The organism is Enterobacter sp. 198 (assembly GCF_009025585.1).
GTDB classification, from domain to species: Bacteria; Pseudomonadota; Gammaproteobacteria; order Enterobacterales; family Enterobacteriaceae; genus Enterobacter; species Enterobacter ludwigii.
Map to the genome: position 1 here is coordinate 191,390 of NZ_WCIM01000015.1, position 11,833 is coordinate 203,222.

The 11,833-nt window shown below is 53.7% G+C and carries 8 protein-coding genes, 1 tRNA gene and 2 rRNA genes; 7 read left to right on the top strand and 4 right to left on the bottom strand.

Annotated features, from left to right (window positions below):
• Window positions 1-12: 12 nt before the first annotated feature.
• Window positions 13-306 carry a co-chaperone GroES gene (locus tag F8561_RS07750; RefSeq protein ID WP_003855929.1) on the bottom strand — a complete coding sequence of 98 codons (294 nt, stop codon included), beginning with the start codon at window positions 304-306 and terminating at the stop codon, window positions 13-15.
• Window positions 307-484: 178 nt separating this feature from the next.
• On the opposite strand from F8561_RS07750, the gene yjeH reads away from it, so the two are divergent.
• Window positions 485-1,723, top strand: a complete 1,239-nt coding sequence (yjeH, locus tag F8561_RS07755) for an L-methionine/branched-chain amino acid transporter (RefSeq protein WP_106503652.1) — start codon at window positions 485-487, stop codon at window positions 1,721-1,723.
• 42 nt (window positions 1,724-1,765) lie between these two features.
• Here yjeH and F8561_RS07760 read toward each other — a convergent pair whose 3' ends face one another.
• Window positions 1,766-2,230, bottom strand: a complete 465-nt coding sequence (locus F8561_RS07760) for an FxsA family protein (RefSeq protein WP_020882967.1) — start codon at window positions 2,228-2,230, stop codon at window positions 1,766-1,768.
• Window positions 2,231-2,565: 335 nt separating this feature from the next.
• Between F8561_RS07760 and aspA the strand changes: the two genes are divergently transcribed.
• The 6 genes from aspA (at window position 2,566) to F8561_RS07790 (ending at window position 8,363) form a co-directional block, all read left to right on the top strand.
• Window positions 2,566-4,002, top strand: coding sequence for an aspartate ammonia-lyase (gene aspA / locus F8561_RS07765; RefSeq protein WP_020882968.1), 1,437 nt, complete (start codon window positions 2,566-2,568; stop codon window positions 4,000-4,002).
• A gap of 116 nt (window positions 4,003-4,118) precedes the next feature.
• Window positions 4,119-5,420 carry an anaerobic C4-dicarboxylate transporter gene (locus F8561_RS07770; protein WP_006178930.1) on the top strand — a complete coding sequence of 434 codons (1,302 nt, stop codon included), beginning with the start codon at window positions 4,119-4,121 and terminating at the stop codon, window positions 5,418-5,420.
• A 113-nt stretch (window positions 5,421-5,533) separates the two neighbouring features.
• Window positions 5,534-5,857: a divalent cation tolerance protein CutA gene (cutA, locus tag F8561_RS07775; RefSeq protein WP_014168278.1), complete on the top strand. Its 324-nt coding sequence runs from the start codon at window positions 5,534-5,536 to the stop codon at window positions 5,855-5,857.
• Window positions 5,833-7,536 (top strand): protein-disulfide reductase DsbD, encoded by a 1,704-nt coding sequence (locus F8561_RS07780; protein WP_151887314.1) that lies wholly within the window; start codon window positions 5,833-5,835, stop codon window positions 7,534-7,536. Before cutA ends, F8561_RS07780 begins: the two co-directional genes overlap by 25 nt.
• A 49-nt stretch (window positions 7,537-7,585) precedes the next feature.
• A complete protein-coding gene (locus tag F8561_RS07785) occupies window positions 7,586-8,161 on the top strand; it encodes a transcriptional regulator (RefSeq protein ID WP_020882970.1) in 576 nt (191 codons plus the stop codon).
• A 126-nt stretch (window positions 8,162-8,287) separates the two neighbouring features.
• Window positions 8,288-8,363 (top strand) — tRNA-Phe (locus F8561_RS07790).
• Window positions 8,364-8,679: 316 nt separating this feature from the next.
• On the opposite strand, the gene rrf is transcribed toward F8561_RS07790, so the two are convergent.
• Window positions 8,680-8,795: ribosomal RNA gene (gene rrf / locus F8561_RS07795) — 5S ribosomal RNA — on the bottom strand.
• Between the two features lie 63 nt (window positions 8,796-8,858).
• A 23S ribosomal RNA gene (locus F8561_RS07800) occupies window positions 8,859-11,764 on the bottom strand.
• Window positions 11,765-11,833 lie beyond the last annotated feature (69 nt).

Consider the following 11,833-nt stretch of genomic DNA (forward strand, 5'->3'; position numbering starts at 1 on the left):
TCGTGCGTAAAATTACGCTTCAACAATTGCCAGAATGTCGCTTTCGGACATGATCAACACTTCTTCATTGTCGATCTTCTCGGATTTCACGCCGTAGCCATCGTTGAAAATTACGATGTCACCAACTTTAACGTCCAGTGGCTGCACAGTTCCGTTTTCCAGAATGCGGCCCTTACCGACAGCGATGATTTCGCCACGCGTTGATTTTGCTGCTGCAGAACCAGTCAGAACGATGCCGCCAGCAGACTTGGTTTCAACTTCTTTACGTTTGACGATCACACGATCATGTAACGGACGAATACTCATTGATAGCTCTCCTTTGAGAAAGTCATTATCAGTTATGGATGACGCCGGTCCGCACGCGGTTTTCCGACTAGTGCCCTGAGAGATGGGGATAGCTTTTTCCCCCTTCAAGGGGCAGACGAAAAAAAATTTGCGAAAGTGTTACCATCGCCTCTCTTTTGATCGTGGCAGGGCGATGTCAATGAGTGGACTAAAACAGGAGTTGGGACTGGCGCAGGGCGTGGGTCTGCTGTCGACCTCCTTGTTAGGTACAGGTGTGTTTGCGGTACCCGCGCTGGCAGCACTGGTGGCCGGCAATAATAGCCTGTGGGCGTGGCCAGTGCTGATTGTGCTGGTGTTTCCGGTCGCGGTCGTGTTTGCCATCCTCGGACGGCATTTCCCCAGCGCGGGCGGCGTAGCGCACTTTGTCGGTATGGCGTTTGGTCCGCGACTGGAGCGGGTCACCGGCTGGCTGTTTCTTTCTGTTATTCCGGTCGGTCTACCGGCAGCGTTGCATATCGCGACCGGTTTTGGCCAGGCGCTGTTTGGCTGGCATAACGAGCAACTGCTGCTGGCCGAGCTGGGTACGCTGGCCATCGTCTGGTGGGTCGGCTCACGGGGTGCCAGCTCGAGTGCCAACCTGCAAACCGTCGTTGCAATACTGATTGTGGCCCTCATTGTCGCCATCTGGTGGAAAGGGGATATTACGCTGAAGGAGATCCCCTTCCCCGCGGTAAGTGAGGTCAACCATTCGCAGCTGTTTGCTGCGCTGTCGGTAATGTTCTGGTGTTTTGTCGGGCTGGAGGCGTTTGCCCATCTGGCCTCTGAGTTTAAACAACCGGAACGGGATTTCCCGCGCGCCCTGATGATTGGCCTGCTGTTAGCAGGTACCGTTTACTGGGCCTGTACCGTGCTGGTACTGCATTTCAACGCGTTCGCCGCGGATAAAGCGGCCGCTGCCTCGCTGCCGGGCATTGTGGTGCAACTGTTTGGTCTGAAAGCGCTGTGGGTCGCCTGTGTTATTGGCTATCTGGCCTGTTTTGCCAGCCTCAATATCTACATCCAGAGCTTTGCGCGTCTGGTATGGTCGCAGGCGCTTGATAGACCAGAGAGCCGCCTTGCGCGCCTGTCTAAACGACAGTTGCCGTTGAATGCGCTTAATACCGTGCTGGGCTGCTGCGTCTTGAGTTCGCTATGTATTTACGGGCTGAATATCAATCTTGATGCCCTGATCGTGTACGCCAACGGGATTTTCATCATGATCTACCTGCTGTGCATGCTGGCGGGTTGTCGTCTGCTGAAAGGTCGCTATAAAGCGCTGGCAGTGGTTGGTGGCGTGCTTTGCCTGCTGTTGCTGGCGATGGTGGGGTGGAAAAGCCTGTATGCGATTAGCATGCTGGCGGGGCTGTGGCTGTTTTTACCGAAACGCGGCACCCTGTAAAACAAAGCCCGGTAGCGATTCGCTTACCGGGCCTGGCCTCTTTTACCGATCGTCTTTATGGTCTAAACGGTCGCGCTGTTCATCTTTACGCTGATACTCCCCTTCGAAAGTATCCCCCGGCCCTGTGCTGAATCCACCGCCCGGCATACGGCTAAAACGCAGATGCGGCAGTAGCTTCATGGTCAGGTGTTTTTGCACCGGCGGCAGAAGCAGCAGCAGGCCGAGGAAGTCAGTGAAGAACCCCGGCAGGATCAGCAGCAGGCCAGCAATAATCAGCGAGACGCTTTTGATCATCTCGGCGGCCGGGCTTTCGCCTGCGGCCATCTTTTGCTGCATTATCAGGAAATTTTTGAAACCCTGATTACGCACCAGCGACATGCCGATCACCGAAGTGAAAATCACCAGAATCAGCGTTAACAGGACACCCAGTACATGGGCGACCTGGATAAAAATTGAAATCTCGATGTAAACATAGAGAAAGAAAGCAATAAATGGTACCCAGCGCACTGGCATCTCCTGTGTGGCAGGCGCCCTCAGGCCCCTGTCTGAATGTGTTCGCGAAACGCGTCTGTAAGAAATGGTGACGGTTAGCCAAAATTCAATCGGTTTGCACGGATATTTTTTCTGGAAATTTTAAAGCGGTGACTCATTTCACAGATTAATAATTATCATGGAATCGGGTCGATAATAAGTGATCCAGATTACGGCAATTCGCTATCATCAGCATATGATCTCGAACATCTGGCTGATTGAGGGAATAATCGTCGGTCAGAAAATATTCAAAACCACATAAATACTGTGTGTTTAGTACAATCCATCGGCAGCTTGAAAAGAAGGTTCACATGTTAAACAACATTCGTATCGAAGAAGACTTGTTGGGTACCAGGGAAGTTCCAGCGGATGCCTACTATGGTGTTCACACTCTGAGAGCGATTGAAAACTTCTACATCAGCAACAACAAAATCAGCGACATCCCTGAATTTGTACGTGGCATGGTGATGGTGAAAAAAGCCGCAGCACTGGCCAATAAAGAGCTGCAAACCATTCCGAAAAGCGCGGCAAATGCGATTATCGCTGCCTGCGATGAAGTGCTGAACAACGGCAAATGCATGGATCAGTTCCCGGTCGATGTCTATCAGGGCGGCGCGGGCACCTCCGTCAACATGAATACCAACGAAGTACTGGCAAACATCGGCCTGGAGCTGATGGGTCATCAGAAAGGTGAATACCAGTATCTGAATCCGAACGACCACGTTAATAAATGTCAGTCCACTAACGACGCCTACCCAACCGGCTTCCGTATCGCGGTGTATGCCTCCGTGGTGAAACTGGTGGACGCCATTAATCAGCTGGGTGATGGCTTCCAGCGCAAAGCCGTTGAGTTCCAGGACATCCTGAAAATGGGTCGTACCCAGCTGCAGGACGCGGTTCCGATGACCCTCGGTCAGGAATTCCACGCGTTTAACGTGCTGCTTAACGAAGAAACTAAAAACCTGCTGCGCACCTCCGAGCTGCTGCTGGAAGTGAACCTGGGCGCAACCGCCATCGGCACGCGTCTGAATACGCCGGACGGTTACCAGCAGCTGGCGGTACAGAAGCTGGCTGAAGTCTCTAACCTGCCGGTTGTGCCTGCAGAAGATCTGATTGAAGCCACCTCCGACTGCGGCGCGTACGTTATGGTTCACAGCGCCCTGAAACGTCTGGCGGTGAAACTCTCCAAAATCTGTAATGACCTGCGCCTGCTCTCTTCCGGCCCACGCGCTGGCCTGAATGAAATCAACCTGCCAGAGCTGCAGGCCGGTTCGTCCATCATGCCGGCGAAAGTGAACCCGGTAGTGCCAGAAGTGGTGAACCAGGTCTGCTTTAAAGTCATCGGTAACGATACAACCGTGACCATGGCCTCTGAAGCTGGCCAGCTGCAGCTGAACGTCATGGAGCCGGTCATCGGCCAGGCAATGTTTGAATCCATCCACATTCTGACCAACGCCTGCTACAACCTGCTGGAGAAATGCGTTAACGGCATCACCGCAAACAAAGAAGTTTGTGAAGGGTATGTCTACAACTCCATCGGCATCGTCACCTACCTCAACCCGTTCATCGGCCACCATAACGGCGACATCGTCGGTAAGATTTGCGCCGAAACAGGTAAGAGCGTGCGTGAAGTCGTTCTGGAGCGTGGACTGTTGACCGAAGCCGAGCTGGACGATATCTTCTCGGCCCAGAACCTGATGCACCCGGCATACAAAGCGAAACGATATACCGATGAAAGCGAACAGTAGTAGTTCAGGCTAGGCTTCCTTAAGGCACGTCACTTGTGACGTGCCTTTTTTCTTTATAGGCGTTACCAAAATACAACAATTCAATATCAACTTGTTAATAAGCAAGGCAGGTCCTTATGTTTGGAGCAGAACTCGTCATCGTCCTGTTGGCGATTTATTTGGGAGCAAGACTCGGGGGTATCGGCATTGGTTTTGCCGGCGGTCTCGGGGTGCTCGTACTTACCCTTATCTTTCAGATTAAACCCGGCGCAATCCCTTTTGACGTTATCGAAATCATCATGGCGGTTATTGCCGCTATCGCAGCCATGCAGGTGGCAGGCGGTATGGACTACCTGGTGAGCCTGGCGGAGCGTATGTTACGCCGCCATCCAAAATACATTACCTTCCTTGCCCCACTGGTGACGTGGTTTATGACCATTCTCGCCGGTACTGGCCACACCGCCTTCTCCACGCTGCCGGTCATTACCGAAGTGGCGAAAGAGCAGGGCATCCGTCCGTCTCGTCCACTCTCGATTGCCGTGGTCGCGTCCCAGATTGCGATTACCGCATCACCTATCTCCGCTGCAGTGGTCTTCTTCGCCGGTATCCTTGAGCCTATGGGCGTGAGTTACCTGACGCTGCTGGCCATCTGTATTCCGGTGACGCTGATTGCAGTGATGATCACCGCCGTGCTGTGTAACTTCCTCGGCGCCGAACTGAAAGACGATCCGGTTTATCAGGAGCGTCTGGCAAAAGGTGAAGTGAAACTGCGTGGTAGCCAGGTCTTCGAACTGAAGCCGCATGCAAAACGCTCCGTCTTGCTGTTCCTGATCGGTATCGTTGCGGTCATGTTCTACGCAACCGCCATCAGTGACACCGTGGGTCTGATCCAGAACCCGGTCCTGCCGCGTAACGAAGCGATTGTGGTTTTCATGCTGACTATCGCTACGCTGATCAGCATCACCTGTAAAATCGACACCAGCGAAGTGCTCAACGCCAGCACCTTTAAATCCGGTATGAGCGCCTGCGTGTGTGTACTGGGTGTGGCCTGGCTTGGTGATACCTTCGTGAAAGCTCACATCAGCGATATCCAGACCGTTGCGGGCGACCTGCTGCACAACTATCCGTGGCTCCTGGCTGTGGTGCTGTTCTTTGCCGCAACCCTGCTTTACTCTCAGGCGGCCACCACCAAAGCCCTGATGCCTGCGGCGCTGATGCTGGGTGTTACCCCGCTGACGGCTATTGCCTCGTTTGCTGCCGTTTCTGCACTGTTCGTTTTACCCACCTACCCAACCCTGCTGGCGGCGGTTGAGATGGATGACACTGGCTCGACTCGCATCGGTAAGTACGTGTTTAACCATGCGTTCCTGATCCCGGGCGTGGTGGCTATCTCGCTGTGCGTGATCCTCGGCTTTATCATTGGCGGCATCGTGCTGTAAACAATGATGGGTTGTAAAAATAGTTAAAAACGGGCCGCTCTGCGGCCCGTTTCATTAATGACCAATAGCCTTGCGTGATATAGTGAAGACTTTCGTGATGAGGAGGTCGACTTGTGAACACGCCTGATGCTGTTGTTGTCCTTTGTACCGCCCCTGATGAAGCCTCTGCCCAGGATCTCGCCGCCAAAGTGCTGGCCGAAAAACTGGCAGCCTGCGTGACGCTCCTTCCTGGCGCCACCTCCCTTTACTACTGGGAAGGTAAACTGGAGCAGGAGTACGAAGTCCAGATGTTGCTCAAAACCAATCTGGCGAACCAGCAGGCACTCCTGGACTGCCTCAAATCTCATCATCCTTATCAAACCCCCGAACTGCTGGTATTGCCAGTGGTCCACGGCGACAACGATTATCTCTCATGGCTCAACGCTTCCTTACGCTGATCCTGCTGCTGTGCAGCACATCAGTTTTTGCCGGGTTATTTGACGCTCCCGGCCGTTCGAACGTTATTTCTGCCGACCAGGCATTTGTTTTCGATTTTCAACAAGACCAGCATGACCTGAATCTTACCTGGCAGATAAAAGAGGGGTATTACCTCTATCGCAAGCAGGTCAGCATCACGCCTGCTCAGGCAAAGGTAGGTCCACTTCAGATGCCTGCGGGCGAGTGGCATGAAGACGAGTTTTTCGGTAAAAGTGAAATCTATCGCCAGCTGTTAAGCGTGCCCGTGGCGGTCAATCAGGCCGATAAAGGCGCCACCGTGACCGTCACGTATCAGGGCTGTGCTGATGCAGGCTTCTGCTATCCGCCGGAAACCAAAGTCATTCCGCTGAGCGAAGTTAAAGCGGCCGCCAGTATGCCTGCTCTTCCCGCAGGGGAGAGCACCGGGGTGAAGGACGACGGTCGCACAGCGCTGCCCTTCTCCGCCTTGTGGGCTTTACTGATTGGTATCGGCATCGCCTTCACGCCGTGCGTGCTGCCCATGTATCCGCTTATCTCCGGGATTGTCCTCGGCGGTAAGCAACGCCTTTCAACCGCACGCGCCCTGCTGCTGGCCTTTATCTACGTGCAGGGTATGGCGTTAACCTACACCGCACTGGGCCTCGTGGTTGCTGCTGCCGGACTGCAGTTCCAGGCTGCACTTCAGCACCCTTATGTGCTGGCTGGCCTGTCGATCGTATTTATTGTGCTGGCGCTGTCGATGTTTGGTTTGTTCAGCTTACAGCTGCCGTCCGCGTTGCAGACTCGCTTAACGCTGATGAGTAACCGTCAGCAGGGTGGTTCCCCGGGCGGCGTGTTCGTGATGGGTGCCATCGCCGGGTTGATTTGCTCACCGTGCACTACCGCGCCACTGAGCGCAATCCTGCTGTATATTGCCCAGAGCGGTAACCTGTGGCTCGGCGGTGGTACGTTGTATCTCTATGCGCTGGGAATGGGTCTGCCATTGATTCTGGTAACGGTATTTGGCAACCGTCTGCTGCCCAAGAGCGGCCCGTGGATGGAGACGGTGAAAACCGCGTTTGGTTTTGTCATTCTGGCGCTGCCGGTGTTCTTGCTCGAGCGTATTATCGGCGACGTCTGGGGGATGCGCCTGTGGGCAATGCTCGGTGTTGCTTTCTTCTGTTGGGCGTTTATCACAAGCCTGGCAGCGAAAAAGCCGTGGATGCGTCTGGTGCAAATCCTCCTGCTCGCCGCCGCGCTGGTGAGCGTACGGCCACTGCAGGACTGGGCATTTGGCACACCCGCGGGACAAACGCAGGCGCATTTGAACTTCATCCAGATAAAGAACGTGGATGAACTCAACAGCGCACTGGCGCAGGCGAAAGGCAAACCGGTCATGCTGGATCTGTATGCGGACTGGTGTGTCGCCTGTAAAGAATTCGAAAAGTACACGTTTAGCGATCCGCAGGTGCAAGGTGCACTGAAAGAGACGGTTCTGCTCCAGGCAAACGTCACCGCCAACAGTACAGCGGATAATGCACTGCTGAAGCAACTTAACGTGCTGGGTCTGCCAACCATTCTGTTCTTCAATGAACAGGGCCAGGAGCAGCCCGCACAGCGTGTAACCGGGTTTATGGACGCGACGGCATTCAGCGCGCATTTGCGCAATCGCCAACCGTAAACAACACTTGAAACGGGACAAACCGTTGGGAATAACGGAGGAGATAACCGTGCAACGCGAAGACGTACTGGGACAAGCCCTGCAATTACTTGAGATTCAAGGGATCGCCAGCACCACGCTTGAGATGGTAGCCGACCGTATTGATTATCCTCTGGATGAACTCATGCGTTTCTGGCCGGATAAAGAGGCGCTGCTTTACGATGCCCTGCGTTATCTCAGCCAGCAGGTTGATGTCTGGCGCAGGCAGCTAATGTTAAATGAAGAACTGACTGCGGAGCAAAAGCTGCTGGCGCGTTATACCGCCCTGAGCGAATGCGTAAGCAACAACCGTTATCCGGGTTGCCTGTTTATTGCCGCCTGCACCTTCTACCCTGACCCCGGCCATCCTATCCATCAACTGGCGGATCAGCAAAAGCGGGCGGCGCATGATTTCACACACGAACTGCTGACCACGCTCGAAGTGGATGACCCGGCGATGGTCGCTAAGCAGATGGAGCTGGTACTGGAAGGTTGCCTGAGCCGCATGCTGGTAAACCGTAGCCAGGCCGATGTGGATACAGCACACCGTCTGGCCGAAGATATCCTGCGTTTTGCGCAGTGTCGTATGGGTGGTGCGCTGACGTAATCTGTCTGAAGAATTTGACCTGTTCGGCGCGTAAACCGTCAGATTGCCGCAAAGTTAAGCAGTTGAACGGCTTTTCCCGAAATAGTGTTGACGATCAGGCGCGATTGCGGTTTAATGCGCTCCGTTGCCCGGATAGCTCAGTCGGTAGAGCAGGGGATTGAAAATCCCCGTGTCCTTGGTTCGATTCCGAGTCCGGGCACCACTATTTAAAGAACCCAGCCTATGGCTGGGTTTTTGCTTTTCTGCGTCTGATAAACTCTCCTGTAACCACTCTCCGGTCACATCCTCGTAAACCTGTTCCTGCAGTATTTCATGGCGCTTAAAGTGGCCCTGTGTACGCTAAATTCCGTACTGATCTGAAGTGTTTGGGGGATCCTGAAGGGAGATGATGGGGTTTGGGGGTTACCGTATCGTGGCTTCGCCTTGTCTGGCGGCACTCTTTGGGGAATTCAGATGTGTAATTCGCGCCCCAAAGCAAAAAACCCCGCACCATACGGTACGGGGTTCTTTTAATTGATGCCTGGCAGTTCCCTACTCTCACATGGGGAGACCCCACACTACCATCGGCGCTACGGCGTTTCACTTCTGAGTTCGGCATGGGGTCAGGTGGGACCACCGCGCTAAAGCCGCCAGGCAAATTCTGTAATCTGTATCAGCTGAAAATCATCTCTCATCGCCAAAACATCTTCGGCGTTGTAAGGTTAAGCCTCACGGTTCATTAGTATCGGTTAGCTCAACGCATCGCTGCGCTTACACACCCGACCTATCAACGTCGTAGTCTTCAACGTTCCTTCAGGAGACTTAAAGTCTCAGGGAGAACTCATCTCGGGGCAAGTTTCGTGCTTAGATGCTTTCAGCACTTATCTCTTCCGCATTTAGCTACCGGGCAGTGCCATTGGCATGACAACCCGAACACCAGTGATGCGTCCACTCCGGTCCTCTCGTACTAGGAGCAGCCCCCCTCAATTCTCCAGCGCCCACGGCAGATAGGGACCGAACTGTCTCACGACGTTCTAAACCCAGCTCGCGTACCACTTTAAATGGCGAACAGCCATACCCTTGGGACCTACTTCAGCCCCAGGATGTGATGAGCCGACATCGAGGTGCCAAACACCGCCGTCGATATGAACTCTTGGGCGGTATCAGCCTGTTATCCCCGGAGTACCTTTTATCCGTTGAGCGATGGCCCTTCCATTCAGAACCACCGGATCACTATGACCTGCTTTCGCACCTGCTCGAGCCGTCACTCTCGCAGTCAAGCTAGCTTATGCCATTGCACTAACCTCCTGATGTCCGACCAGGATTAGCTAACCTTCGTGCTCCTCCGTTACTCTTTGGGAGGAGACCGCCCCAGTCAAACTACCCACCAGACACTGTCCGCAACCCGGATTACGGGTCTACGTTAGAACACCAGCCATTAAAGGGTGGTATTTCAAGGTTGGCTCCACGCAGACTGGCGTCCACGCTTCAAAGCCTCCCACCTATCCTACACATCAAGGACCAGTGTTCAGTGTCAAGCTATAGTAAAGGTTCACGGGGTCTTTCCGTCTTGCCGCGGGTACACTGCATCTTCACAGCGAGTTCAATTTCACTGAGTCTCGGGTGGAGACAGCCTGGCCATCATTACGCCATTCGTGCAGGTCGGAACTTACCCGACAAGGAATTTCGCTACCTTAGGACCGTTATAGTTACGGCCGCCGTTTACCGGGGCTTCGATCAAGAGCTTCGCGTTACCGCTAACCCCATCAATTAACCTTCCGGCACCGGGCAGGCGTCACACCGTATACGTCCACTTTCGTGTTTGCACAGTGCTGTGTTTTTAATAAACAGTTGCAGCCAGCTGGTATCTTCGACTGATTTCAGCTCCACCCGCAGGGGCTTCACCTACATATCAGCGTGCCTTCTCCCGAAGTTACGGCACCATTTTGCCTAGTTCCTTCACCCGAGTTCTCTCAAGCGCCTTGGTATTCTCTACCTGACCACCTGTGTCGGTTTGGGGTACGATTTGATGTTACCTGATGCTTAGAGGCTTTTCCTGGAAGCAGGGCATTTGTTACTTCAGCACCGTAGTGCCTCGTCATCACACCTCAGCGTTAATAAGGAACCGGATTTACCTGGAACCTCCGCCTACATGCTTAAACCGGGACAACCGTCGCCCGGCTAACATAGCCTTCTCCGTCCCCCCTTCGCAGTAACACCAAGTACAGGAATATTAACCTGTTTCCCATCGACTACGCCTTTCGGCCTCGCCTTAGGGGTCGACTCACCCTGCCCCGATTAACGTTGGACAGGAACCCTTGGTCTTCCGGCGAGCGGGCTTTTCACCCGCTTTATCGTTACTTATGTCAGCATTCGCACTTCTGATACCTCCAGCACCCCTCACAGGACACCTTCAACGGCTTACAGAACGCTCCCCTACCCAACAACACATAGTGTCGCTGCCGCAGCTTCGGTGCATGGTTTAGCCCCGTTACATCTTCCGCGCAGGCCGACTCGACCAGTGAGCTATTACGCTTTCTTTAAATGATGGCTGCTTCTAAGCCAACATCCTGGCTGTCTGTGCCTTCCCACATCGTTTCCCACTTAACCATGACTTTGGGACCTTAGCTGGCGGTCTGGGTTGTTTCCCTCTTCACGACGGACGTTAGCACCCGCCGTGTGTCTCCCGTGATAACATTCTTCGGTATTCGTAGTTTGCATCGGGTTGGTAAGCCGGGATGGCCCCCTAGCCGAAACAGTGCTCTACCCCCGAAGATGAGTTCACGAGGCGCTACCTAAATAGCTTTCGGGGAGAACCAGCTATCTCCCGGTTTGATTGGCCTTTCACCCCCAGCCACAAGTCATCCGCTAATTTTTCAACATTAGTCGGTTCGGTCCTCCAGTTAGTGTTACCCAACCTTCAACCTGCCCATGGCTAGATCACCGGGTTTCGGGTCTATACCCTGCAACTTAACGCCCAGTTAAGACTCGGTTTCCCTTCGGCTCCCCTATACGGTTAACCTTGCTACAGAATATAAGTCGCTGACCCATTATACAAAAGGTACGCAGTCACCCCATAAAAGAGGCTCCCACTGCTTGTACGTACACGGTTTCAGGTTCTTTTTCACTCCCCTCGCCGGGGTTCTTTTCGCCTTTCCCTCACGGTACTGGTTCACTATCGGTCAGTCAGGAGTATTTAGCCTTGGAGGATGGTCCCCCCATATTCAGACAGGATACCACGTGTCCCGCCCTACTCTTCGAGTTCACAGCCTGTGTGCTTTCGTGTACGGGACTGTCACCCTGTACCGTGCGACTTTCCAGACGCTTCCACTAACACACAAGCTGATTCAGACTCTGGGCTGCTCCCCGTTCGCTCGCCGCTACTGGGGGAATCTCGGTTGATTTCTTTTCCTCGGGGTACTTAGATGTTTCAGTTCCCCCGGTTCGCCTCGTTAACCTATGTATTCAGTTAACGATAGTGTGTCGGAACACACTGGGTTTCCCCATTCGGACATCGCCGGGTCAAAGGTTCATATCACCTCGCCGGCGCTTTTCGCAGATTAGCACGTCCTTCATCGCCTCTGACTGCCAGGGCATCCACCGTGTACGCTTAGTCGCTTAACCTCACAACCCGAAGATGTTTCTTTCGATTCATCACCGGTTTGCGAAAATTTGAGAGACTCGAACACACAT

Excerpts from the sequence above, each read along its gene's own strand:
- F8561_RS07750 (WP_003855929.1), bottom strand. The coding sequence starts at position 306 with ATGAGTATTCGTCCGTTACATGATCGTGTGATCGTCAAACGTAAAGAA.
- yjeH (WP_106503652.1), top strand. The coding sequence starts at position 485 with ATGAGTGGACTAAAACAGGAGTTGGGACTGGCGCAGGGCGTGGGTCTG.
- aspA (WP_020882968.1), top strand. The coding sequence starts at position 2,566 with ATGTTAAACAACATTCGTATCGAAGAAGACTTGTTGGGTACCAGGGAA.
- F8561_RS07770 (WP_006178930.1), top strand. The coding sequence starts at position 4,119 with ATGTTTGGAGCAGAACTCGTCATCGTCCTGTTGGCGATTTATTTGGGA.
- F8561_RS07780 (WP_151887314.1), top strand. The coding sequence starts at position 5,833 with ATGGCTCAACGCTTCCTTACGCTGATCCTGCTGCTGTGCAGCACATCA.